Below are 23,918 nucleotides of genomic sequence, written 5' to 3'. Positions count from 1 at the left end.
TCGATTTGCTGCTACTGCAGGTCCAGCTGGTCCAGGTATTCCTTGCCGTGCTCCGAGATATGGCGCTTGCGGCCCGCCTCGTCGCTGCCCAGCAGAAGGTTGAACATGGTCTCCATCTTGGTGACGTCTTCGGACTCCACCTTGATCAGACGACGCGTCTCGGGGTTCATGGTGGTGAGCCACATCATGTCCGGGTCGTTCTCACCAAGACCCTTGGAGCGGTTGATGGAGCACTTCTGGTCGCCGATCTCCTTAAGAATGCCGTTCTTCTCGAGCTCGGTGTAGGCAAAGTAGGTCTTTTCTTTGCAGTTGATCTCGTAGAGCGGCGACTCGGCGATATACACGTAGCCTTCGTCGATAAGCGTGGGCACCAGGCGATAGAGCATGGTGAGCACGAGCGTACGGATGTGATAACCGTCGACGTCGGCGTCCGTACAGATGATGACCTTGTTCCAGTTGAGGTTGTCCAAGTCAAAGGCGCCGAGGTTCTTGATGCGCTTGTCTTTGATCTCCACGCCGCAGCCCAGCACGCGCATGAGGTCCATGATGATGTCGGACTTAAAGATGCGCGGATAGTCCTCCTTTAGGCAGTTGAGGATTTTGCCTCGGACGGGCATAACGCCCTGGAACTCGGCATCGCGCGAGGTGCGAATGGCGCCTGCTGCCGAGTCGCCCTCTACGATGTAGATCTCGCGGCGGCTCTTGTCCTTGGAACGGCAGTCGATGAATTTCTGCACGCGGTTGGCCATGTCGGTCTTCTGCTGCAGGTTGGTCTTGATGCTCTGGCGCGTCTTCTCGGCATTCTCGCGCGAGCGCTTGTTGATGAGCACCTGCTCCATGATCTTGTTGGCGGCATCTTTGTTCTCGATCAAGTAGGTCGAGAGGCGCTCCTTAAAGAATGCCGTCATGGCCTGCTGGATAAAGCGGTTGTTGATGGCCTTCTTAGTCTGGTTTTCGTAGGACGTCTGGGTGGAGAAGCAGTTGGTCACCAGCACCAAACAGTCCTGGACGTCCTGCCACTTAATGCCGCTCTCGTTTTTGTTGTACTTGCCCTGTTGCTTAATGTAGGCATCGATGGCGCTGGTCAGGGCGCTACGGGCCGCCTTTTCGGGTGAGCCGCCGTTCTCGAGCCAGGAGGAGTTGTGGTAGTACTCCTGCATCGTGAAAGTGCGCGAGAAGCACATGCAAGCAGTGATTTTTACGTTGTAATCGGGCAGATCCTCGCGATCGCGACCGCGACGGTCGGCCTCGATAAAGAAGGGCTCGGTAAGGTAGTCGGTACCGACCTTCTCGAGCACGTAGTCCTCGATGCCCTTGGGATAGCAGAAGTCCTCTTCGGAAAACTCGCCGTCGTCGCCCTCGATGCGCAGCCGGAAGGTCACGTTGGCGTTGACCACGGCCTGGCGGCGCATGGTCTCGCGATACCAATCGTGGGGGATGCTGATGGAGGTAAAGACCTCAAGATCGGGGCGCCACTTGATGGTGGTGCCGGTGCGGTCCTCGTCGCTGGGCTCAACCTCGAGTGCTTTCTTTTTGGCGCCGACGACCTTGCCCTTCTTAAAGTGCAGAGAGTACTTGTTGCCGTCGCGCCAAACCGTGACGTCCATGTATTCGGAGGCGTACTGGGTTGCGCACGAGCCCAGGCCGTTGGTGCCGAGCGAGAAGTCGTAGTCGCCGCCCTGGTTGTTGTTGTACTTACCGCCGGCGTAAAGCTCGCAAAAGACGAGTTCCCAGTTAAAGCGCTTCTCGGAGGGGTTCCAGTCAAGCGGGCAGCCGCGGCCGTTGTCCTCTACCTGAATGGAGCCATCGCGAAAGGTGGTAAGGGTGATGAGCTTGCCGTAGCCCTGGCGCGCCTCGTCAACGGCGTTGGACAGAATCTCGAAGGCGGCATGCGCGCAGCCGTCGAGCCCGTCCGAGCCAAAGATGACGGCGGGGCGCAGGCGTACGCGCTCCTCGTCCTTGAGCTGACGAATACTGTCGTTACCATAGTTTGCGGTGTTTTTTGCCATGCTCGCTCTCTCGATGCTCCTTTGCTGCGTTTTAGTCATATAGATAGTCAAGGTAGCATAGCCCAGCCCTTGGGCGATTCCAACCAACACGAAATCCATCGAACAATCGTTCGGAGTTCGATAAGGTTTCGTTTACTCGCACAAAACCGAGTCGGTTTTGTGCGAGTAAGTTTGAATAGCGAACCGAAGTTGTAATGTCCGCATAGCGATGACGAATGAGCCGAGTCGGCGTCTCTCACAAAAGTAACTAGGAGCTAGCGGGGCCTATCCGAATTGACCTCATTGGCGGTATCGGCTTCGAGCGCCGTGCGGCGGGCGCTGTAGGCGACGAGGCCGGCGCCTGCCGCGGCGAGTGCTGCAGCGGCTGCCGTAAGGGGAGCGCATGTATCGCCCGTGCCCGCAAGCGCGCCCGCTTTTCCGGGGCGCTTGCTATTGTTGTGGTCCTTGCCGCTGCTGGAGCTGCTTCCGCCGGAGCCGCCGCCCTTGTCAGTACCGCCGCCACTCGAGCCGCCACCGTCGTCCGCCGTCATCGGTGCATCGTGAAGCCCCGTCGTATCCGCGCTGTCGCATACGCCGACCTGAACTTCTGAGCGTTCGCATGCCGCGTCGGGCACATGAAGCTCGTGCAGTACGGCACCCAGCGCCGAGTTTGCACCCGGCCGAATTTCCTCGAGCGTTACGGGATCGAGCGCCACCAGATTATGCGCCTTCGCATACAGCGTTACGCGTTTGCCCACATCGTCGCTCCAGCTCTCGGGGATGGCGAAGCTCATGCGGAACTGTGCCGTGCAACCCGGTGCCAGCACGGCGTTGCCGTTGTCGGCTACCAGCGGGTGCGTTGCAAAACGTGCGCCCAGCGTCTCGAGCGCGTACTTCACGTGTGCCATGTCTTTGGCCGAAGCATCCTCGGCAAGCTCTGGATCGTAGATCGAAACCATGCGTGCGTTCAGTCCGAATCCGATGGATGCGCTGGAGAACGGCTGGCTGGAGCCCTCTCGGTACAGATCGATCGTGCCGGCGGTCAGCAAGGTGTTGCCGTCGTTTCGCACCGTGACCATGAAGGATTCGCCTGCTGCTCCGGGTACCACCGCGCCCGAGGTAGCGACCGCGCCCGTCGGAGTGGCACACGCCACCAAGGGCACTTCGATGCCGTGCAGCTCTGCCTCACTCTTCTCCGCGCTCACAATGTGCGTGGCGAGTGCGGAGAGCATGCCTCCCGACGTCAAAAATGTCGTTATCTGATCGACGGGATGGTCCAGCTCGCACATCACGAACGGCTCCGTGAACAGATCGCCTGCCAAGGTGCTGGCGAAGATGCGGAAGTGCTTGCCCATCACTGCTACCGGGTTGCCTTCTTCGTCGTAGGTTTGTCCCACCTTGCCATCGGTGTTCTCTACATAGAGCACGCACCTGCCGTTGTTGCTTACGCTAAACGATGCCGGGCCACAGCCTGCGGCACCCACGGGCTGCGTTGCAAATGCCGATGCGCCTCGCGTCCAAGTAATATGCTGCAGTTGCTCGTTGACGGTTGCCAAAAAGCCCGAATGTTGTGGCCATGGCACCGCATGAGGTACCGTAGCGTCTGGTGACATAACGTCCCAGCACGCAATGGACTGGCCGATCACGGCGTACGATGCGCAGCCGCAACCGTCTGCGGTCTCGTACGCAACGGACACCACCATTTTGCCGTTGATATTCTCGGGCTTGCCCAGCTCGATACTCGACGGTGCTTGCGGAAAGCGGAGGACCTGACGGAACGTGAGACTGTCGCCCAAATCATCCGACCACAAGGTAAAGCATTCCAGCACAACCTCGGCCTCGCTGCCGAGCGCCTTTTCTGCGGTGGTTCCGCGGCGGTGGAGGTAGGCACCCGACAGGCGCCCGTCGACGAGCGTCTTGCCCACCGTGATACGCGGGCACTGCAGACAATGGTAGCCATCCTCCTGAAGGCGGCCGTGCGAGATGCTGCGCCACGACGTATACGACACCACGCGAACTTCGCTATTACTTATGCGCAGGCGCACGACGGACAGTATGCCGGCTGTGCTTGCCGTATCGAAAAGGGTGTTGTCACCGGCGGGGCGCTCGCCCGAGATCAGCAGCACGTAGGCGTCCTGGTTTCCTCTTCCGTCCGTATATTCCACCACGTCGAAGTCGTAATCGAATATGCCGTCGCGCTCCACGTCGCCCTCGCCAAACCCAAGGGGAAAGTCCACGGGAGTGGGAGCGGACCACGTGCCGTTTGCCTTTGTGTGCACCACCAGGCGCGAGCGGCCATTGTCGCCGTAGCGCACCGAGGCGATACGGAACAGACATTCTACGCCGGCAATCATTGCCAGCTTCATGTGGGCTTCGCTGAGCACGCCAGCAAACAGCACGTTGTCGCTCGAGGGCTTGATGCCGCCACGCTCGTCCTCCGATACACCAGCAGAATTGGCGTTGGGGTCCGCAGCGGCGTCCTTCGCCTGCCCGATATAGGTGTACTTATACATCGTCGCGGTGTTTTCGTTGTTCTCTATCAGTGCATGGACGAAATGCTCGATCTGTCCCGTGTCGTCGCTTTCTGCATCCGCCTCGAGCTCAATGCGCGTGACCGCTTGATCCCAATCGCGCACGACAGGCGCGACGTTTACGGCAGTGGCCTTAACCTCGGCGCGTGCGAGCAGCTCGGCGTTGGTGACGATGGTGGCCGATGCGATAAATTGCGGCACGCCGCCTGCCTCGGCGTTGCCGGCCGTGCCGAAGCAGGCATCCAACGTGTAAGGCGTATCTCCACCCAATGCGAGCTCAGAGCGCTGGAGCACATACTGGTTGCCATTGTTCACCGACATATTCCACGAATCGAGGAGTGTGGGCCACGACCCCGACCAAGCCTTGGTGGTCCACTTGAACATTACGAACTGGAGTATCACATCGACATCGACGTCTGCACCTACGCGCAGTCGCGGAAGCTGGTGTCCATCTGCCTTCTCGTACCCAATGAACAGCGTGAGGGATGCGGCGCCGCGCACGGCAGACGAAGCGACGCCTGCAACGCCGGCGCCAAAGGTGACGGCAAGCCCGATCTGGATGGTGAACGAGCCCGAGGTGTTTGAATAGTCGAGCGAAATGTTTTTAAAAAACGCCGCGCCGCTGCCGTGCGTGTGGGCACCCACGGCGAGCGCCAGCTTCGCCAGCACCCAGGGGTTGACGTTTAGGAAAAACGGCACCGGTCCTAGGGTAAACTGCTCGGTCCAATTGAGGTCGGTTCTTACCTGGAAGAGGGCCTTAATATTGCCAAATGCGGGGTCGTTGTTGTCACCCCAGGTTTTGCCCACCCAGTCGTAGGCGAGCGATCCGTACAGCTGTGTGGCGATATCCATCGTAAAACGCGGCGTGCAGTGGTGACGAAGCAGCTTAGTGTTCCTTGGATCGGTGCCCGAACCGGCACTCATACTTTTGTACTGATTCCACTTCCCCTCCATCTCGTCGAGGTAGCGGTTTGCCTGCTTGGCGCCCGACTCGCGCGGTGACTTCTTCCAGTACTCCGGATCCGGATTGCCCGAATCGTTCATGTAGCCGACCGGTTTGTATCCTCCGCCAAACAGCACGTATCCGGCAAAAGAGAAATCGAACAAAATGGGGAACGAGGGCATCCAGCACGTGAACTTATTGCCGCCGATGCCGGGAAACGCCGCCGGGAAATCAAACGGAGTAATCTCTTGGTCCATGGTGGTGGGGACGATAGTGGTCGAGCCCGATTCTGCCTTTGCGGCCGGCGCGGTGACAACGGCCATGGGGGAGGAGAGTGTATAGGTCTTGCCCTGATAGTCGAGGACAAAGCGCAGCTTGCATCCTTCCTCCAGAAGGCCCGAAGCTGCATCGAGGAACGTGTCTTCGAGTGTGAACGTTGCCAGATTATCCGAACCCGATGCACTGGCCTTGACTTGGCCAATTTGCGTGACGGTTTCGGATGAGCTGCTCGTGGCGGGCATTACCTTGTTGATGCACAGCGTTGCCTGTCCACCCTGTGGCAGATGTGCCTGCACGGTAAAGGCGTGCGTGTCGGGTTGGTCGTTTCCGGCGTCGTCCTTCGGCAGTGCCATGAACGTGGCATCGGCGTACTGGATGTCCCACTCGTCGAACGTAAGCTGGCGAAAGTACGGCTCACCGTCGGAAAGCGGACGTGTGGGCGCGGTAATGGCGGTGCCGCCCTGGATGCGCGTGAGGGGGATCTCGACATCACGGTAGCCCGCCATGCTGATGGAGATGCCACCGTTAAAGTCGTACGCGTCGAGAAGCGTTGCCTCGTCCACGTAGCCTTCCGAAAGCGGCGCGACCTCAAAGATGGCCGTGCCCTCGTCGTCGGTAGTGGCGGAGAGCTGCTTGCCCGCGGCATAACGCGACGCGAGCGTGACCCGGGCTCCCTTGATGGGCATATTCTTGTTGGCGACGTCGACCACGACCACACCAAACATGGTGCGCGAGAGAACGAGCACCTTGAAGGGGTCTTCTTCGTCGGCATAGGCCTCGGTGGGGGCGAATGGCAGTATGAAGGCGTTTGCGCTGCTCGGCACGCGAGGCAGCATGATGCCTGCCAGCGAGGATGCTCCGGCGATAAGTAGCGAACGACGATCAAGCATTTTGGGCTCCCATCCCGCAAATAACGGAGGAAATAATCCTATTTTGCGAGAAGGTGCCCCGTGGCGGTAGTGCCGTTCAAGGGTCAAAATGTCCAAATTGATCGAGCGAAGCGCCGGGTTCCGGAACGCGTTCGATGCGCTTGGCAGCCCGGTCGCTAACGCAACATATGCGCGACCAGCTCGGCGCGAGTTCCGATACCAAGCTTGGCATACACTCCTGATAGGCGGTTTTTAACAGTGCCCGGCGATACTTCCATGTGGCGTGCGATTTCGGCGTTGGTCCATCCGCGGCAGGCGAGCATGGCCATGGTGAACTCCGTGGTCGTTAAATCGTCGGCCACGTCCTCGCCCGAATCGGGGTTGTGGATGCGCCGCCAGCCGTAGCTAAATCGATACGTAATCTCGATGATGCGTGCGAAATCGTCAGGGTATTGCGCTTTTAGGCACGCCTCGATGAGCCCCTGTAAAAGGCCGTGGTGCTCGCCAATGAGCTCGATAAGGCCGTCGGGGCGCGCAATGTCCCAAGCGGCTCCGAAATGTGCCTTTGCGGCGTCGATGTCCTTGAGGCTCATGCATGCCATGGAAGCCGCCAGGTGCAGGAACAGTTCCGAGATGGGATAGCTTCCCTGTTTCATGATCAGGGCATTTTCCACCATGCCCAGGCTGCGGCCGTATTCGCCGCGCAGATACAAGGCGTGCGCCATCACGTAGCTGGCGAACAGGCGCAGGCCTTCGGGCAAATGCGCCGCAAGCGGATAAAACTCTTCGGCGGAATACGGGGAAGGCAAGTGCAGCAGGACGCTCGCGGCCGAGGTGAACAGGATGTGCATGGCGTGGACGGCAGGCGATTCCTCGTCGGCCGGCGTATCGAGGATGCCAGTAAGGCACCGGCGGGCATCGGCGATACGGTTGAGCGACAGACTGGCGTATCCGCAGATAAAGCATGCGGAATAGCGCAGTGCGGGGTCGGTGGCGTCAAGATAAGGGCGCGCCGTCTTGGCAGCGAGGGTGGCCTGTCCGCGAAAGTACAGCGCTTCTGCCGTGGCAATGGCGCGCGAATCGGGGTCGGAAATGCCTGCAACCGCAGCGTCAATCTGCCCCGGCACAAAGGCGGTGCACATCAACGGCATGGGAACGCATGGGTAGCCATCGCAGTCCATCTTCCATCTCCCAACAGCTGGCAACAATAGCAGCAATTGTACTCCTGTTACTCGGGACTGGAATTTGCGGGTATGGCATACGATTACGCAGAACGTATAAAGGAAGAGTCTATTGGCGATGCTGCCAAGGTGGCTACCGAAGCCTAGCTGAGCTCGACAGTAGGAAAAATTGCCACCCCTGCAAAAAGCTTTGTCGCAGCGATGGGAAACACATCTTGTTCTGCATATAATGAGGTCATATGACGGTGCGTTTGCATACGTGTGACGCATTCCCATCGAACCGAAAAGGAGCTTTGCATGGATTCCAACAAGCGTCCCGACGACATGGTGCGTATCACCACTTCCGAACTTGCCCAGGTGTTCATCGATGAGCAGGTCGCTGCAATCCGCGAGCAGATCGGCGACAAGAAGGTCCTGCTGGCCCTTTCCGGTGGTGTCGACAGTTCGGTTGTCGCGGCCCTGCTCATCAAGGCCATCGGCAAGCAGCTTATCTGCGTGCACGTGAACCACGGCCTGATGCGTAAGGGCGAGAGCGAGCAAGTCGTCGACGTCTTCAAGAACCAGATGGACGCCAACCTGGTCTATGTGGACGCGACCGATCGCTTCTTGGATAAGCTCGTGGACGTCGAGGAGCCCGAGGCCAAGCGCAAAATCATCGGCGCCGAGTTCATTCGCGTGTTCGAGGAGGAGGCCCGCAAGGTTGGCGACGAGGTCAGCTTCCTCGCCCAGGGAACCATCTACCCCGACATCCTGGAGTCCCAGGATGGCGTGAAGGCCCACCACAACGTGGGTGGCCTGCCCGAGGACCTGCAGTTTGAGCTTTGCGAGCCCGTCAAGCTGCTGTACAAGGACGAGGTCCGCGTCGTGGGCCGCGAGCTCGGTCTGCCCGAGAACATGGTCGAGCGTCAGCCGTTCCCCGGTCCCGGCCTGGGCGTCCGCTGCCTTGGTGCCATCACCCGCGACCGTCTTGAGGCGCTGCGCGAAGCCGACGCCATCGTGCGCGAGGAAATCGACAAGGCAGGTCTGACCATCTGGCAGTACTTCGCCGTGGTGCCCGACTTCCGTGCCACCGGCGTGCGCGAGGGCAAGCGCGCCTACGACTGGCCCTGCATCATCCGCTGCATCAACACCGTCGACGTGATGACCGCCGAGGTGCCTGAGCTCGACTGGGCACTGCTCAAGCGTATTACCGCTCGCGTCACAGCCGAGGTTCCCGGCATCTGCCGTGTGTGCTACGACCTCACGCCCAAGCCCGTCGGCACCGTTGAGTGGGAGTAAGCTTTTTGGGCTGCTTTGATCATAGTTCCATGAATGGGGAGGCCTCGCGCGATTGCGCGGGGCCTTCTTTTTCGAAAAGAGCTGCCGTCGTGGTGTTGCCACTGTCCATCGTGCCTGCCATCGCCTCTGGTGTTGCTCCTGAGCAGGTCTGGTTTGCGACGAGAACTAGCAGGGCTTGTTGGCGGCACGAGCGAAGCAGGTTGTTTCGCATTGAGCGCGCCGGGCAGAAGAAGGCCATAATGGAGTGTGCGCACAATTTGTTTTAGAGGAGGATGCCGCATGGCAAAAGACGAACAAACAGGCTGGATTGTTGAGATGCTCATGGCCAGTGTGTCGGTGACGCCCGCGGCTCTTTTGGAAGAGGTTATGGCAGATGAGCGCTGCGTGGCTTTTGGCCCCATCCACCATTTTATTGTGGGCGCGGTGCTGCTTGCGTGCTGGCGCAACGCCGAAGCATCTGGGGAGCGAGATGCGATGCTCAAAGACGATCTTGCCGATTTGATGTCTCGTTCGGATTGCGTGCCGGGGGCAACGTGTGCCCGTTGGGGCGTGTGCGGGGCAGCTGCGTCTGCGGGCATGGCATATGCAATCGTGCGCGGCAATGCGCCGCTGCGCAGTGAAGGCTGGCAGGAGGGGCAGCTTATGGTTTCGGAGCTGCTTGCCGCCATCGCGCGCTCGGGAAGCCCACGGTGCTGCAAGCGAGATGCGCGCGTGGCGATTCGTGAGGCCGTTTCGTTTTTTAACGCGCTCGGCGGACCACAGCTTAAAGCATGGGAGAAGACGCCAACCTGCGATAGCTATGCGGTCAATACAGTGTGCATGGGCGAAAAGTGTCCGTATCATCCGTCCTATATCATCCAATAGGGAATCGGGTGCCCCAATAAGGGTTGGGCAGATGTGACAAAGTGACAGTTCCTTTGTCACATTATCGACAGTATACGCGGGATGGTGTGCCACGCGGCGTGCCGTCCCGTTCGTTTTTTGGTGCGGTTTGTTACATTCCTCACTGGCGCCGGTAAAAAATGGGGATAGAGTAGGACAAACGCGTCGAATACGAACGGCGGGGGAGAGCGGGCAAGGTGCCTGCGCAGGAGAGGTTGCCGTCCATGCTGGAGCTCAAAGGAATTTGCAAAAGGTACGTTACGCAGTCGTTTACGCAGGTGGCGCTCGACAGCGTGAGCCTGTCTTTTCGGGATAACGAGTTTGTGGCCATTCTGGGGCCCTCGGGTTCGGGTAAGACCACGATGCTCAACGTTATCGGCGGACTCGACCACTTTGACTCGGGTGACCTGCTGATCGACGGTATTTCGACCAAGGACTTTCACGATCGCGATTGGGATGCCTATCGCAACAACCGCATCGGCTTTGTGTTCCAAAGCTATAACCTCATTCCGCATCAGACCATTTTGGAAAACGTGGAGCTAGCGCTTGCGCTCACGGGCGTGGGGCACGCCGAGCGCCGCCAACGTGCGCGCAAGGCGCTCGAGGCCGTTGGTCTGGGCGAGCACGTGAACAAGCGCCCGAGTCAGCTTTCGGGTGGACAGATGCAGCGCGTGGCCATCGCCCGCGCCCTGATTAATGATCCCGAGATTGTGCTGGCAGACGAGCCGACTGGTGCCTTGGATTCCACAACGTCCGTGCAGGTCATGGACTTGCTCAAGGACGTCGCGCGCGACCGTCTGGTTATCATGGTCACGCATAATCCCGATCTGGCGTACGAGTACGCCACGCGCATCGTCAACCTGGCGGACGGCAAGATTACCGACGATTCTGATCCTTTCGATGTCGCTGACGCCACGCGCCGCGAGGCCAAGCCTACGCGCAAAACCTCGATGAGCTTTGTGACGGCGCTGGGGCTTTCTGCCCGAAACCTTATGACCAAGAAGGGCCGTACGGCCATGACGGCCTTTGCGGGCTCGATTGGCATTATTGGCATCGCGGCGATTTTGGCGCTGTCCAATGGCGTAAACGGCTACATCAAAAAGGTCGAGGAGGATACGCTTTCGAGCTACCCGCTTACCATTTCCAAGCAGGATTACGACCTGTCGTCCATGATGGGCGAACAGGGGGCCACGGATGACGATACGTCCAAGAACGAGGGTTCGTCCGACGACGGCACCGACGGCAAGGCTCAGGGAGCCAAAAAGATTCCCGTGGTCACGGCCGTAAAGGATATGTTTGCAAGTGTTAAGTCCAACGATATGACGAGCTTTAAGGCATGGCTCGATGCCGGCGGCGACGGTATCGACAAAGAGGTCAATGCCATCCAGTACGGTTACGGCGTGACGCCGGTTATCTATCGTGCCGGCAAGGGCGATGAGAAGCCTGTCCGGCTGGTGCCCAACGCTATGACCGAGGCCATGAGCGGTGGTGCGAGCTCGGCGGCAACGGTGAGCATGGACTCCATGGGAACCTCGGTCTTTAACGAGATGATCGACGATCAGAGTCTGCTCGACAGCCAGTACGATGTCGTCGCCGGTCATTGGCCCACGTCTGCTCACGAAGCCGTAATGGTGCTTTCGAGCCGTGGAACGGTGGGCGACTATACGCTTTACAGCATCGGTGCGCTGGATATCGATGAGCTCAACGACCTGGTGAACAGTGCCATGGCCGCCGACGGTAATATTGAGACGCCTGAGAGCGGCGCCGACTTTACTTACGACGATGCGCTGTCCACGACGTTTAAGGTGTTGTCGCCGGCCGATGCTTATCGCAAAAACGAAGAGACCGGCATGTGGACTGACATGTCCGGCGACGCCGACTTTATGACGGCCAAGGTTGCCGACGGTATTGACGTGCACATTGTGGGCGTGGTGCGACCTAACGAGACGGCCAATGCGAGCGCGTTGTCTCCGGGCATTGCCTATACGCATGCGTTGACTCGCCAGCTTATGGAGCGCGCCGCCGATTCGCAGATTGTGCAAGAGCAACTTGCCCACCCCGAGACGGATGTCTTTACGGGCAAAACTTTCGACGAACTGCAAGGCGAGGCCAAGCAAGGCGTGGATCTGGGCAGTATGTTCAGTGTGGACGAGGCGGCGCTCAAGAGCGCGTTCTCGTTCGATGCGTCTGCACTCTCGGGTGCTGCCGGTGGCATGGATTTTTCGGGCATCGATTTGTCGGGCCTGGATATTGATCTTTCGGGCGTTGGCAAAGACATCGACTTAAGCGACATCATGGCCAAAGCGCCGACCCCCGATTTCTCGGGCATCTTTGACGGTCTGGAGCTCACACCCGAGCAAATGCAACAGGTGGGAACGCTTGCCAACCAACTATTTGAGGGCTTTTTGCAGTCTGATCAGTTTAGGGCGCTGTCACCCGAAGATCTCAAAGACGCGTCAAAGCTTGCTGCCGCATTCTCGGCGTATCTCGAGAACGATGTTGTGGCGCAGCAGTGCCTGGCACAGCTCAAGGCGCTCGGCGGCGATGCCCTGGTCGAGCGCCTGCAACAGGCGATGACCGACTATGTCCAAAATCAGTTGGCTCCGTATCTGCAGCAGGCTATGGATCAGGTGATGAAGGCGATCAGCGAGCAGGTGGCAACGACCGTGTCGACCCAGCTTAAGGCCGGCGCGGCAGGGCTCATGGACCAGATGGTGACGCAGATGTCTTCGAGTTTTGCCAACCTGGCGAGCGCCATGCGCGTGGATGCGAGCGCCTTTGCTCGTGCCATCCACTTCAACATGGACGCCGAGGACCTGAGCTCGCTCATGATGAGCTATGCCAAGGCGTCGAAGCTCACCTACGACAACAATCTGACCACGTTGGGCTACGCGGATGAAGCGGACCCCATCTCGGTCAAGATTTTCCCGCGTGACTTTGAGGCCAAGGAGCGCGTACTCGACCATATCGATGCGTACAACAAGCAGGTCAAAGCTGCCGGCCACGACGATCAGGCAATCTCGTACACCGACTACATGGGTATCATCATGGGCTCGGTGACTGATATCGTGAATACCATCAGCTTGGTGCTCATCGCGTTCGTGAGCATCAGCCTGGTCGTGAGCTCCATCATGATCGGCATCATCACCTACATCAGCGTGCTGGAGCGCAAAAAGGAGATTGGCATCCTGCGCGCGATCGGCGCGTCGAAGCGCAACGTGGCCAACGTATTCAATGCCGAGACCTTTATCGAGGGCCTCATTGCCGGTGTCTTTGCCATTGTCGTTGTGGTGCTCGTGAGTTTTCCGGTTAATGCCTGGGCGCTTGCTGCCAAACAGGTACCCAATCTGATGAGCCTGCCCGTGCAGGATGCGCTGGCGCTCATTGCAATTTCGGTGCTGCTGACGGTCGTTGCCGGCCTGCTGCCGGCCCGCAGTGCATCCAAGAAAGACCCCGTGGAAGCCCTGCGCTCCGAATAATGTGACAAAGGGACTGTCCCTTTGTCACATTGAGTGACATGTAAATCGAGGTCTAATACTTTTCCCGAGAAGTGAACGAGTCAAAATGGACCCCCGAAGCATCGACACTTATTGAAGGCGGTTTCCTGCGGTTTTGCCAGCCAAATCCTGCGGGTTTGGCGTCTAAAAATGTCGATGCTTCGGGGGTTCAAATATAGCCGTTCACTTCTCGGGAAAAGTATTAGACCTTGAGATATAGACGGCGTTTGCGAGCGTCAATTAGAGCGTAAGTTGCTAGTCCTCCTTTGCGGAGAGCATGAGGCTAATTTCCGGATGGGTGTACTTGTCGAACTCTTCTTTGGGCTCGGCGTCAAAGGTGTAGTACGACTTGATAGATTCGTCCTCCGTCTTGATGCTGATTTCTTCATATAGGGATCCGGCTAAAAATGCCTGTTTAAATTTATCCGACAGGCTGCATGGCGTGAGGAGGCCCGGTGTGGCAACAGAAATGCCTAACCCGTTGAGCGGGGGCGCAGAGTGTCGCGATATCCTGCTCGGTGCAGGCGAGGTTGTATGCAAGGCTTGCCTCGGGGTCGATCTGACTGGTGTAATCGACGTCCGTGAGCATGCCATCTGCATCGAAAGAAAGGTAGACATAGGCTGCTTGAGCGCCGAGGTCATTATCACGCAGATAGCCGATAATGCGGTAGCCGTAGTCGTGATACGACTCGTATGGGTCGTCTGCCGCGACGCGTTTGCACACGGGTTCCAAGGCATCTTGCGCGGCGAGCACGCCGGCGACCTCCGCGGAGCGGTCTTTGTTGGTTTGGGCTACCGCAAGCCTGCTCTGCAGCTCCTTCCACTGTTTGCCCTGCATTCCAAAGCGCGGCGCAAGAGCGCAATAGCAAAAGATGATGAGTTCGATTGCGGTGAGTGCAATGGCGGTATATATGCCCGCGGGTTGGAATTCCTTTTGGTGGAACGCGATATCGTTGATCATTTGGAGCGGCAACATCAACAGGCATGCTGCGAACGACATGACGAGTGCGGTCGCTGCGATCTTGGGGTACGTGCAGTACCGCTGGATGCGTTTCTTTTCTTGCTCGGTGAGCAGCTGCATGGGGCCTCGACTCTCATCGTTTTTCGAGGGCGATGCGCATACGCTCTTGAGTATATGAGTGGAGGGTGTCTGTTGTTCAGACATGGCGGTCAGCAGCGTGCTGTTGGCGATCGCTTGATCGTGAACGTCCTCTTTTGGACAAGGAAAAAGTGGCGAGTGAGGGAGCTGCTGTGGGGCGGCCCTGCTTGCTGTTTGTGGGCGCCATTCACCTTCGTTGCACAGGGATGGTCGGAGGGCTGGTTGGTGTCAAGCAACCGCCTCCGCCTTGTGGGCCGCCTCGGGGACAAGGCATAATGCATGTGACAAAGGGGCGGTTCCTTTGCCGCATTGATTTGAGAGTAGATGTTGATGATTCTATCGTTGGCCCCTATGGAGGGGATTACCGGGCATGTGTTCCGTCGCGTGCATGCGGAGTGCTTCGGTGCGCTCGACTGCTATTACACGCCGTTTTTGCCGCCGCCGCGGGTGGGCAACCGCTTTGGCGGCAAGGCGTTTAAGGAAATCGATCCGGCTAACAACCAAGGGCTTAACGTGGTGCCTCAGCTGATGTCCAAGAACGCGGATGAGTTTGTGTGGGCGGCGCGCGTGCTCGCCGACATGGGCTACCGCGAGGTTAATCTCAACCTTGGCTGCCCCTCGGGTACGGTTGTTGCCAAGGGTAAAGGATCGGGCTTCTTGCGCAACCTCGATGGGCTCGAGGTGTTCTTGCTTGATGTGTGCGAGCGATCGCCCTTGCCGGTGTCGGTAAAAACCAGGCTGGGGCTGGAGAGCGACGACGAATACGAGCGCGTGCTCGACCTGTACTGTCGCATGCCGCTGGCAGAGTTGATCGTGCATCCGCGCGTACAGAAGGATCGTTATGCGGGCTCGCCGCGCAAAGAGTTTTATGGCGAGACGCTGGAGCGCGCGCCGTTTCCGGTGGCATACAACGGCGATATTTTTGATCTTGAGGACATGGAGGCGCTGGTGGAGGCCTATCCCGGTACACGCCATGTGATGCTGGGGCGTGGCTTGCTTGCGAACCCCGCGCTGGCTCGCATGGTCAAGGGCGGCCCTGCTGCCACGGCAGCCGAACTGCAGCGCTTCCACGACATGCTGTTTGCGGCATATGCAGAAGAGATTGGCGGCAACGCGGTCTTTCGCATGAAGGAGTGGTGGTTCTACGCTAAATGCGCCTTCGCCGATCCTGCTACCGTTCACAAGTTCGTACGCAAGACTAAAAAGGTCGACGAATACCGCGCCGCCGTCGATCGCGTCTTTCGCGAGCAGCCACTTGCGCCCATAGCCCGCTTCCACGGTTAGCTAGTCGTTGGGGACGTTCTTTAACGGCTAGTCATTTAAGAACGTCCCCAATGGGTACTCGCACGCTAGAGCAGGTTCTCCTGTACCCATGCGATGATGTCGCTCGATTCGTAGAGTGGTTTGCCGTCGATGAACAGACAGGGAACCTGGCGTTTTCCGCCGACGGCGATGAGCGTCTGCTCGGCTTCGGTATCGGTCGAGATATTGCGCTCGGGAACGGTCACGCTGTTATCCGCCAAAAAGCGCCTGACCTTCATGCAATACGGGCAGCCAGTCATAACGTACAGCGTGAGCTCATGTTTAGTAGCCATAGGTCTCCAATCGGTTGAGGTTTTGATTGAAATACCCAAAGCCGCCGCGGTCTATGCATGAGCTGACGACGACTCGATGGCCTGTACCAGAAACGCCGTGGCTCCGGTGCCGCAGGGCTTGTCGTAGTAGTCGATAAAGCGCTGGTCAGCAAGATAGCCGTGGGCGAGGCCCAGGTATGCTTCGTCTTGGGGCTTGTGCCCCCAGTTAAGGCCAATCCATCGACGGTGCATCGCGACAAGTTTGCGGGCCTCGCTTCCATCCGCATCGCCGTCGCCCATGGCAATCGAAAGCTGACCCAGAATAGCGCGTTCAAGTTCCTTCATGTCGTTCCATGTCTCGGGGTCCATGTCCAGCAGTGCTTCGTTTGCTGCGTCGATCGCCTCGTCGCCATAGCGCGCCCGCGCCTCGGCACCGTAGCGCTCCTCGTTTTCCTGCATGGAGCGCCAGCGCTCCAGTTGCGGCAGGACGGCGCCCATGAGCGAGACGGCTTCGTCGAGCGACATGCCGGTGTTTTGCGCCAGCCGCGGGGCACAATCCTCGATCATCGCCTCCATGGTGGTGTCGTAGGTGTACTGGCCGTGGTCGTAGCACCACTTGCAGTAATGGTCGGTCGTGGCGCCCACAGCATCGGTGCCGCAGTCGTCGGGTGTGAGTATCATGCCGCAGCTCTGGCAATAGTGCTCGGGCATTTCGAGCAGGTGGGACAGCGGTTCTCCGGTTACGGCGGCAATGAGCTTCATCATGTCGATGCCCGGGGTGACTTCGCCGCGTTCCCAACGGCTGACGGCTTGGCGTGTGACGAAGAGCTTGGCGGCGAGCTGCTCTTGGGTAAGGTGATGGGCGCGGCGAATGGCAATGAGCTTTTCTGCAAAGGCCATAGCGACTCCTTTCTGCTGGTTGATGGCTTAAGCATACGCGGCGGCCGGCGCCCTTCCAAGCAACCGTTGGTTGCACGACGGGAGACCGCGACGAAGAATTGCGCGCTGCACCCCACACCTCCATGCCGTACAATGACCGGCATGGAACCTATCGCACACATACATACCGACCTGCCGCAGAAGTTCGGCATTCCGCGCAACAGCTTTTTGGCGCCCCACCTGCAGGGACGCATCGTCTTTGAGCCGGAATTTGCCTCCAACGCAGCAGTTGAGGGTCTGGACTCCTTCTCTCACCTATGGCTGCTGTGGCGCTTCGAAAACGGAACGCCCGGCGGCACGGCTAAGGATATAGCTGCCGATGCCAAGACGCAGGACAGGTCCGGCACCAACGTCAAGTGGTCGAAGACTGTGCGCCCGCCGCGTCTGGGCGGAGCCGAGCGCGTGGGCGTGTATGCCACACGCAGCCCGTTTCGCCCCAATCCCATCGGTCTTACCTGCGTCAAGCTCAGCCGCGTTGAGCGCACCGACGACGGCCCCATCATCCATGTACTGGGGGCCGACCTGCGTGACGGCACGCCCATCTACGACATTAAGCCCTACATCCCGTTTGCGGACTGCCACCCGGATGCGACCGGCGGCTGGATTGAGGGTGCTCCGTGGCAAGAGCTCGATGTTGAGTTCCCGCAAGCGCTTCAAGACATGGTCCCGCCCGTAAAGCTCCCCGGCCTGGTCGAGGTTCTTCGCCAAGATCCGCGCCGCGCGGGCAGCAAGCACGAGCCAAACCGCGTTTACCACTTGGCTTACGCCGGACTCGACATATCGTTTACGGTCGACGGGGCCAGGTTGACGGTAACCGCAATCAACGACGCGCGAGACTAGCCAGCCATTCGTCCGCACCCGTCAAATTAAGCGCCAAACCCCATGCCAAAATCGCCTACGCTGGTGGACAATAACGCCTACCGAATCATTCCGCTCTGCACGGGGGCTCAGCATGAAATACGACTTCACTTCAATCATCGACCGCCACGGCATGGACTCCATCGCCGTTGACTCTTGGGGTGAGATCCCCGGTATGGCTCCGAACGCACCCGACGAGGGCTTCGACCGCATTCCCATGTGGGTGGCGGACATGAACTTCGCCACGGTGCCTACAGTCCAGGAGCACATCATCCAGCGCGCCCAGCACCCCATGTTTGGTTACTTCAATCCGCGTTCCGAGTACTTCGACCGCATCATCGAATGGCAGAGCCGCCGTAATGGCATCGAGGGCCTGGCGCCTGAGCATATCGGCTACGAAAACGGCGTGCTGGGCGGTGTCGTGTCGACACTGCGCGCGTATGTCCAGCCGGGCGATGCGGTGTTGGTCCACAGCCCCACCTACATCGGCTTCACCAAGTCCATCGAGGCCGCGGGCTATCGCATTGTCCACAGCCCGCTTCAGCTCGACGACCAGAGCGTGTGGCGCATGGACTTTGAGGATATGGAGCGCAAACTCGCCCAAAACCACATCCATGCCGCAGTGTTCTGCTCGCCGCACAATCCCTGCGGCCGCGTATGGGAGCGCGACGAGATCGAGCGCGCCATGGACATTTATCGCGAGCACGATTGCGTGGTGATCTCGGACGAGATTTGGTCCGATATCATTCTGCCGGGACACAAGCACATCCCGACGCAGTCGGTGAGCGAGGATGCCCGCATGCGCACGGTTGCCCTCTATGCGCCGAGCAAGACGTTTAACCTGGCGGGTCTGGTCGGCAGCTACCACATTGTCTACAACGAGACGCTGCGCGACCGCATGTGCGCTGTGTCTAACAAGACCCATTACAACGAGATGAATGTCCTTTCGATGCATGCGCTTATCGGTGCCTACCAACCGCAGGGCTACGAGTGGGTGGACGAACTCAACCAGGTGCTTGCCGACAATATCGAGTACTTCTGCGATTACGTGGACGAGCATTTTGAGGGCGTGTCCTATTCGCGTCCGCAGGGCACGTACATGGTGTTTCTGGACTGCACCGAGTGGTGCCGCGAGCATGGCCGTGATATTCAGTGGTTGCTCGACGAGGGGGCACGCGTGGGCGTGGGGTATCAGGATGGACGTCCGTTCCATGGCCCCTGCCACATTCGCGTGAATCTGGCGCTGCCGCTTTCGCGCGTAAGGGAAGCGTGCGACCGCCTAGACCGCTACGTTTTTGGGGTATAGGGGTCGCACGATTCGGGTACTGCGGATTGCGCCCGTGTCGTCAACGTGCGTGGGCGCATAGGGCGCAGAGGGTTGCGAGCGCGTTTTCCACGTTTGCTACTTTTCTTGAATTTGCTTGCCGCAAAGGTGTTCAACCGTAATTTCATACAGCTGGACGCCCCTGATACTTTGCTTGATCTCCTCTTCGACCTCTTCGGCAGAAGGATAGTACTTGAGGGCAAACTGTCGGACTTTGTCTTCGACAAACGCCGGGTCATCGTTCACGAGGCGGCAACGGCCAAAAACCACAGTGCTTTGAACATAGGGTGCCCAGTCGTCGTCTTTGTACCAATCGTTGCCATAGACGGTAAAGCAGACTTTGTCGCTGCGTTTGAGTGCGTCGACCTTATGCCCCGCCTTGGCTCCATGAAAGTAAATTTTGTCGTGCTCGGGGTCAAAGTAGTAGTTAACGGGAATGGCGTAAGGATAGCCGTCGTCTCCGTTGACGGCAAAAATGCCGCGTTTGCAATTAACAAGCAGCTCTCGTGCCTCTTGATCGGTGATAGCACGCTTCTTTCTACGAAGAGGTCTAAACATCGTGGGTTTCCTTTCTTTCCGCGTGTTGCGTGCACGGCGGTGGGTGGTATGTCTATATCAAGATACTAGTTCAGGCTGCGAGGCCGACGGGAACATCCTATTTGTCGCAGATTGAAGCGCACTTTTTTGTTGTGGAAGGATTGTCCCTCACAACTCGTCGTCTAGGGGCATTCTCGATGGCTGGTTCCGTTTGCGGGGGAGGCGTGGGACAATACCGACCAAAAGCGATTGCTTGTCCTGAAAAAAGGGGGGTCTCGATGAAAAAGCTGAGGACGCTGGCCGATGTGTTGCGTCAAGCCGGTTTCGTGCGCATCACGGGCCTTTTTCTCGTCTTTTATCTTCTGTGTTCAATGGCTGTTTGGCTCTCTGAGCCAACAACTCTTACGTTTGGCGATGGCCTTTGGTTTAGCTTTGAGACCGTATCGACGATCGGCTTTGGCGACATTCCGGCCGAAACGCCGGTCGCCCGTGTCATCACGGTCGTCCTGAGCGTTATCAGCATTTTTTACATTGCCATGCTCACGGGCGTGGCGGTGAGCTACTGCAATATGCTCATCAAGATGCATCAAAAGGACACTATGGCGCGCTTTATGGATGATCTTGAGCATTTGGAAGAGCTCGATCGTGACGAGCTCGCCGATCTGTCGCGCCGCGTGCGCGAATATCGCCGGCGCCAGCGCTAAAACGGGCGCCGCGCGTCACGATGAGGGGGACTGAATTTGAATATCACCGTGTATCTGGGTGCCAGTATCGGCAATGACCCGGCGTTTCTGCCTGCGGTGCAGGAGCTGGGCAACTGGATTGGCGCCAACGGGCACGCGCTCGTGTACGGCGGATCCAAATCGGGCCTGATGGGCGCGCTCGCCGATAGCGTGCTTAATGCCGGCGGGCACGTGACGGGTGTGGAGCCGAGCTTTTTTATCGAGGCCGAGTTTCAACATGACGGTATCGACGACCTCATCGTGACGAGCGATATGGCGGAGCGTAAGGCAAAGATGATCGAGCTTGGCGATGCGTTCATTGCCTTTCCCGGTGGGACGGGCACGCTCGAGGAGATTGCCGAGGTTATGTCCGCGGTGTCGTTGGGGCACCTGAGTGCTCCGTGCATCCTGTATAACCTGGACGGTTACTACAACAACCTCAAGGCGCTGCTCGTACACATGATTGATAAGGGCCTATCAAGCTCACGGCGCCAGCAAGGCATTTATTTTGCCGAGGATCTGTACGAAATCGCATCAATTATCAACGGATAAGCCTTGAGCCTGTCCCGCTGTGGTCCCCGGTGGCTCCGTTTGCAGCGCAGACGGTTGGCTTGTCTGGGCCACACTCGCTCTACAATAAAACGTATCTATGTCGACTTTGACCGCGGGAGGACCCGATGGATAAGCTCGCTAAACCCACAAACCGCGCGCTGTTTTTAGTTAGCGTTGCCGTGACCGGTGCGTTCGCAGGTGCCGCGGTCTGGCTGTTCTTTTTTGTGATGGAGCATGGCATCGACTATCTATGGACCGAGATTCCGCACGCACTGGGCGTCGCTTCGCCCGAGCTCGCCAGCGGCCCGTTTGGCTTTCTGCCGTACCCGTTTTTTGTCTGCCTGCTGGGCGGCCTGTTAATCGGTCTGTACGAAAAGATGACAGACACCAAGACCGATAACCTCAATCAGGTGATGGCTAAGGTCAAGCAAGATGGGCGCTACCCGTACGACAATCTGGGCAAGCTTTCGCTTGCGGCATTGCTGCCGCTGCTGTTTGGCGGAAGTATTGGACCGGAGGCCGGCCTGACCGGCGTTATCGCGGGCCTGTGCAGCTGGGTCGGCGACCGCATGCGTCGCTTTGGCGCCGAGTTTAGGGAGCTCACGCTGCTAGGTACCCAGGCTGCCCTGACGGCGCTCTTTACCGCGCCTGTCTTTGGCTTTGTGGCGCCGCTCGCCGGTAGCGCCGACGGCCAGGGCGAAGATGCCGACGATGAGTCCGCGTCCGACGAGATCACCATCAAGCTGCCCAAGGCGCAAAAGACCGTGGTCTACGGCATTGCGATTGCCGGCGGTCTGGGCACTTACCTGTTGCTTGGCCAGCTCGTGGGCGGCGGCATGGGCATGCCCAGGTTCGAGTCCGCCGAGGTGGGCAACCTGGAGCTTGCCTGGCTCATTCCGCTGGCGTTGCTCGGCACCGTTTGCGGTTGGCTGTACTTTGTCTCCGAGCACGCGAGCGAGGTGCTGTCCCATGCAATAGGGGAGCGTCCTGTCGTCAAGGCCATGATGGCCGGTCTGGCGCTCGCCATCTGTGGCACGCTCCTGCCCTACACCATGTTTGCCGGCGAGATGCAAGCCGATGTGCTCATGGAAACCTATCTGACCATTCCCGCCGGCGTGCTTATCGCGACCGGTCTTGTCAAGGCTATGCTGACCCCCGCCCTCATCAATATGGGCTGGCGTGGCGGTCACTTCTTCCCGGTTATCTTCTCGGGCGTAAGCCTGGGCTATGGCCTTGCCATCCTCACCGGCGCCGATCCGGTCTTTTGCGTCGCCGTCTGCACGGCATCGACGATGGGCGCCGTCATGCGCCAGCCTGTCATGGTTGTGGGCCTGCTGCTCATGTGCTTCCCGCTCAAGGGCATCGTCTGCATGATCATCGCCGCAGCCATCGCCGCCGGCATTCCGCTGCCCAAGCCGCTGCGCAAGTAGCAAATAGTCGTGCTCAAACGGCAGCCCCTGCGAGGCGTCTGCCTTAACAGGGTGAATCGTGTCGCGCGAGATACCGAGCGAATCGAAGAACGCACGGTTTTCGACGGGGTCGCTCCACAGATCGACAGCGTAGGTGTCAAACCCGTATTCGCGGGCGAGTAGGGCGCTGGTGATACCGGTGCCCGATCCAAGGTCGCAGACGCGGACGCCGCAGGGGATATGCACATCGCGAAGCAGCTCTTCGCAGAGCTTGAGGGGATTGGGGCCCATAATCTTAGAGCGTACGAGTGTCGCGCCGAAGCTAGTTGCTTTTGGGAAGGATTGAGATTCCTGGGTTTGCATTGTTCTTTCCTATCAGGTGCAAAAATGGCAGATGACGGAGGCGGAACGGCGCAACAAACCACGGCCGTTGGACGGCCGTTTTCGTGGTTCTATGCGATTGACCGTTCCCTAAAGAACAATGACCAAAAAGACATCCCCTTGGATGATCGAGACTGAGCCGAGGCCCGTGACGTTTATATTGTAAAACGTCACGGGCGTGCCGGGATATGCCGTTTGTCACGGATTTGCGGGGAGGGGCGGCGATCGCGTCCTTCGTAGATTGAGACACGCGTGGCTACAGGTCGCGTGCTCGATAGACCTTGATGCTGATGGTGCAGCTGATTGTAAATAGCAGGAGCGCCAGTACTGCAGTTCCTGCGCACAGACAGCCAAGGACGGTGGGATCGGGATTCGCCCCGGCAATCGACATGAGCCAGTTGCTGATGGGGTTGGATGAGCTCAACGTGGCCATGGCAAGGCATCCGAGCAGGGCAAACAGGCCAACGGATAGGCGCAGCGCCTCCATGTGTCCAAATCGAAAGAACAGCGGCTGCGCCAAGAATACCATCATGAGGGAGATAAGCATCGATGCTGCCGAGGCGATTGCGATTTCAAAGACCGTCTGTCCCGTCGAAGGAATGCCCGCGCTGTTGAAGAGCGGGATGGCGACGATACTCAAAAGCGTGGCGGCGCACGTCATGACGGCCGAGAAGACAACGATGCTCAGGTAGCGTGCGCAGATGATGTCTTTGCGCGAGAGGGGCAGCGTTGCCCGATAACGCTCCCATCCGTTTTGATTGTCGAAGCCTGCCAGCGAGCTCATGACCATGATAGGCGACATGGCGCTGAGCGCGCAGGCGCCGGCACTTGTGCCAGAGTCGCCACCTGACGTGTTGGCGAGGGTCAGCACAACGAATATGAACAGGCCGACGCCCGCTATGCTTGGGACAAGCGTGCGAACGATGGCGAGCTCGGACATAAAGGCGCGTTTCATTTCGAAGCCCGGGACTGCGGACAAAAAGTTGGACCGTTGAGGTCCGGAACGGAGTCCGCATGGCATACAGTAGGAGAATGGTGGAGAGGGCCAGGGCGCTTCGCGGCGCCGGGCTCACCG

At 58.8% G+C, this 23,918-nt stretch carries 17 protein-coding genes; 9 read left to right on the top strand and 8 right to left on the bottom strand.

The features are described 5' to 3' along the window. Positions 1-11: 11 nt before the first annotated feature. The 3 genes from ACTQXM_RS07785 to ACTQXM_RS07775 all read right to left on the bottom strand — a co-directional run bounded on the left by ACTQXM_RS07785 (position 12) and on the right by ACTQXM_RS07775 (position 7,761). Positions 12-2,009 carry a DNA gyrase/topoisomerase IV subunit B gene (locus tag ACTQXM_RS07785; RefSeq protein ID WP_441537494.1) on the bottom strand — a complete coding sequence of 666 codons (1,998 nt, stop codon included), beginning with the start codon at positions 2,007-2,009 and terminating at the stop codon, positions 12-14. A gap of 254 nt (positions 2,010-2,263) precedes the next feature. Next, positions 2,264-6,631, bottom strand: a complete 4,368-nt coding sequence (locus tag ACTQXM_RS07780) for a hypothetical protein (protein WP_441537495.1) — start codon at positions 6,629-6,631, stop codon at positions 2,264-2,266. Between the two features lie 155 nt (positions 6,632-6,786). Beyond that, positions 6,787-7,761, bottom strand: coding sequence for a helix-turn-helix domain-containing protein (locus tag ACTQXM_RS07775; protein WP_441016480.1), 975 nt, complete (start codon positions 7,759-7,761; stop codon positions 6,787-6,789). 327 nt (positions 7,762-8,088) lie between these two features. On the opposite strand from ACTQXM_RS07775, the gene guaA reads away from it, so the two are divergent. The 3 genes from guaA to ACTQXM_RS07760 all read left to right on the top strand — a co-directional run bounded on the left by guaA (position 8,089) and on the right by ACTQXM_RS07760 (position 13,430). Beyond that, positions 8,089-9,069: a glutamine-hydrolyzing GMP synthase gene (guaA, locus tag ACTQXM_RS07770; RefSeq protein ID WP_427794284.1), complete on the top strand. Its 981-nt coding sequence runs from the start codon at positions 8,089-8,091 to the stop codon at positions 9,067-9,069. 279 nt (positions 9,070-9,348) lie between these two features. Next, positions 9,349-9,933, top strand: a complete 585-nt coding sequence (locus ACTQXM_RS07765) for a DUF5714 domain-containing protein (RefSeq protein WP_441537496.1) — start codon at positions 9,349-9,351, stop codon at positions 9,931-9,933. Between the two features lie 242 nt (positions 9,934-10,175). After that, a complete protein-coding gene (locus ACTQXM_RS07760; protein WP_441537497.1) occupies positions 10,176-13,430 on the top strand; it encodes an ABC transporter ATP-binding protein/permease in 3,255 nt (1,084 codons plus the stop codon). Positions 13,431-13,869: 439 nt separating this feature from the next. Here ACTQXM_RS07760 and ACTQXM_RS07755 read toward each other — a convergent pair whose 3' ends face one another. After that, complete coding sequence (locus ACTQXM_RS07755) at positions 13,870-14,529, bottom strand: hypothetical protein (RefSeq protein ID WP_441537498.1); 660 nt, start codon at positions 14,527-14,529, stop codon at positions 13,870-13,872. 369 nt (positions 14,530-14,898) lie between these two features. Here ACTQXM_RS07755 and ACTQXM_RS07750 point away from each other — a divergent pair, with 369 nt between their 5' ends. Beyond that, positions 14,899-15,831, top strand: a complete 933-nt coding sequence (locus ACTQXM_RS07750) for a tRNA dihydrouridine synthase (RefSeq protein WP_441547638.1) — start codon at positions 14,899-14,901, stop codon at positions 15,829-15,831. A 65-nt stretch (positions 15,832-15,896) separates the two neighbouring features. Here ACTQXM_RS07750 and ACTQXM_RS07745 read toward each other — a convergent pair whose 3' ends face one another. Next, positions 15,897-16,142: a glutaredoxin family protein gene (locus ACTQXM_RS07745; RefSeq protein WP_441537500.1), complete on the bottom strand. Its 246-nt coding sequence runs from the start codon at positions 16,140-16,142 to the stop codon at positions 15,897-15,899. A gap of 51 nt (positions 16,143-16,193) precedes the next feature. Further along, the gene (locus ACTQXM_RS07740; RefSeq protein WP_441537501.1) at positions 16,194-17,021 is read right to left on the bottom strand and encodes a TipAS antibiotic-recognition domain-containing protein; all 828 of its coding nucleotides are present in this window, start codon (positions 17,019-17,021) and stop codon (positions 16,194-16,196) included. A gap of 141 nt (positions 17,022-17,162) precedes the next feature. Between ACTQXM_RS07740 and tsaA the strand changes: the two genes are divergently transcribed. Next, positions 17,163-17,900, top strand: a complete 738-nt coding sequence (gene tsaA, locus ACTQXM_RS07735) for a tRNA (N6-threonylcarbamoyladenosine(37)-N6)-methyltransferase TrmO (protein ID WP_441537502.1) — start codon at positions 17,163-17,165, stop codon at positions 17,898-17,900. A gap of 112 nt (positions 17,901-18,012) precedes the next feature. After that, on the top strand, positions 18,013-19,224 hold the full coding sequence (locus ACTQXM_RS07730) for a MalY/PatB family protein (protein WP_441068610.1): 1,212 nt from the start codon (positions 18,013-18,015) through the stop codon (positions 19,222-19,224). Positions 19,225-19,320: 96 nt separating this feature from the next. Here ACTQXM_RS07730 and ACTQXM_RS07725 read toward each other — a convergent pair whose 3' ends face one another. Beyond that, positions 19,321-19,800, bottom strand: coding sequence for a pyridoxamine 5'-phosphate oxidase family protein (locus ACTQXM_RS07725; RefSeq protein WP_154516961.1), 480 nt, complete (start codon positions 19,798-19,800; stop codon positions 19,321-19,323). Positions 19,801-20,057: 257 nt separating this feature from the next. Between ACTQXM_RS07725 and ACTQXM_RS07720 the strand changes: the two genes are divergently transcribed. The 3 genes from ACTQXM_RS07720 (at position 20,058) to ACTQXM_RS07710 (ending at position 22,483) form a co-directional block, all read left to right on the top strand. Beyond that, positions 20,058-20,483, top strand: coding sequence for a potassium channel family protein (locus ACTQXM_RS07720; RefSeq protein ID WP_154516963.1), 426 nt, complete (start codon positions 20,058-20,060; stop codon positions 20,481-20,483). 36 nt (positions 20,484-20,519) lie between these two features. Further along, positions 20,520-21,053: a TIGR00730 family Rossman fold protein gene (locus ACTQXM_RS07715; RefSeq protein WP_441537503.1), complete on the top strand. Its 534-nt coding sequence runs from the start codon at positions 20,520-20,522 to the stop codon at positions 21,051-21,053. A gap of 125 nt (positions 21,054-21,178) precedes the next feature. Continuing rightward, the gene (locus tag ACTQXM_RS07710) at positions 21,179-22,483 is read left to right on the top strand and encodes a chloride channel protein (protein ID WP_441537504.1); all 1,305 of its coding nucleotides are present in this window, start codon (positions 21,179-21,181) and stop codon (positions 22,481-22,483) included. 616 nt (positions 22,484-23,099) lie between these two features. On the opposite strand, the gene ACTQXM_RS07705 is transcribed toward ACTQXM_RS07710, so the two are convergent. Continuing rightward, positions 23,100-23,783 (bottom strand): ABC-2 transporter permease, encoded by a 684-nt coding sequence (locus ACTQXM_RS07705; protein ID WP_441537505.1) that lies wholly within the window; start codon positions 23,781-23,783, stop codon positions 23,100-23,102. Positions 23,784-23,918: the final 135 nt, after the last annotated feature.

Source organism: Collinsella sp. LCP19S3_D3 (assembly GCF_052121455.1).
Taxonomy (GTDB): domain Bacteria; phylum Actinomycetota; class Coriobacteriia; order Coriobacteriales; family Coriobacteriaceae; genus Collinsella.
This window is presented reverse-complemented; position numbering and strand designations above follow the sequence as displayed.

Bases quoted from the DNA above. Each gene is read 5' to 3' on its own strand.
- ACTQXM_RS07745 (WP_441537500.1), bottom strand. From the start codon at position 16,142: ATGGCTACTAAACATGAGCTCACGCTGTACGTTATGACTGGCTGCCCG.
- guaA (WP_427794284.1), top strand. From the start codon at position 8,089: ATGGATTCCAACAAGCGTCCCGACGACATGGTGCGTATCACCACTTCC.
- ACTQXM_RS07730 (WP_441068610.1), top strand. From the start codon at position 18,013: ATGAAATACGACTTCACTTCAATCATCGACCGCCACGGCATGGACTCC.
- ACTQXM_RS07760 (WP_441537497.1), top strand. From the start codon at position 10,176: ATGCTGGAGCTCAAAGGAATTTGCAAAAGGTACGTTACGCAGTCGTTT.
- ACTQXM_RS07785 (WP_441537494.1), bottom strand. From the start codon at position 2,009: ATGGCAAAAAACACCGCAAACTATGGTAACGACAGTATTCGTCAGCTC.
- ACTQXM_RS07725 (WP_154516961.1), bottom strand. From the start codon at position 19,800: ATGTTTAGACCTCTTCGTAGAAAGAAGCGTGCTATCACCGATCAAGAG.
- ACTQXM_RS07720 (WP_154516963.1), top strand. From the start codon at position 20,058: ATGAAAAAGCTGAGGACGCTGGCCGATGTGTTGCGTCAAGCCGGTTTC.
- ACTQXM_RS07765 (WP_441537496.1), top strand. From the start codon at position 9,349: ATGGCAAAAGACGAACAAACAGGCTGGATTGTTGAGATGCTCATGGCC.
- ACTQXM_RS07780 (WP_441537495.1), bottom strand. From the start codon at position 6,631: ATGCTTGATCGTCGTTCGCTACTTATCGCCGGAGCATCCTCGCTGGCA.
- ACTQXM_RS07705 (WP_441537505.1), bottom strand. From the start codon at position 23,783: ATGTCCGAGCTCGCCATCGTTCGCACGCTTGTCCCAAGCATAGCGGGC.
- ACTQXM_RS07775 (WP_441016480.1), bottom strand. From the start codon at position 7,761: ATGCCGTTGATGTGCACCGCCTTTGTGCCGGGGCAGATTGACGCTGCG.
- ACTQXM_RS07750 (WP_441547638.1), top strand. From the start codon at position 14,899: ATGGAGGGGATTACCGGGCATGTGTTCCGTCGCGTGCATGCGGAGTGC.
- ACTQXM_RS07755 (WP_441537498.1), bottom strand. From the start codon at position 14,529: ATGCAGCTGCTCACCGAGCAAGAAAAGAAACGCATCCAGCGGTACTGC.
- ACTQXM_RS07740 (WP_441537501.1), bottom strand. From the start codon at position 17,021: ATGGCCTTTGCAGAAAAGCTCATTGCCATTCGCCGCGCCCATCACCTT.
- tsaA (WP_441537502.1), top strand. From the start codon at position 17,163: ATGGAACCTATCGCACACATACATACCGACCTGCCGCAGAAGTTCGGC.
- ACTQXM_RS07710 (WP_441537504.1), top strand. From the start codon at position 21,179: ATGGATAAGCTCGCTAAACCCACAAACCGCGCGCTGTTTTTAGTTAGC.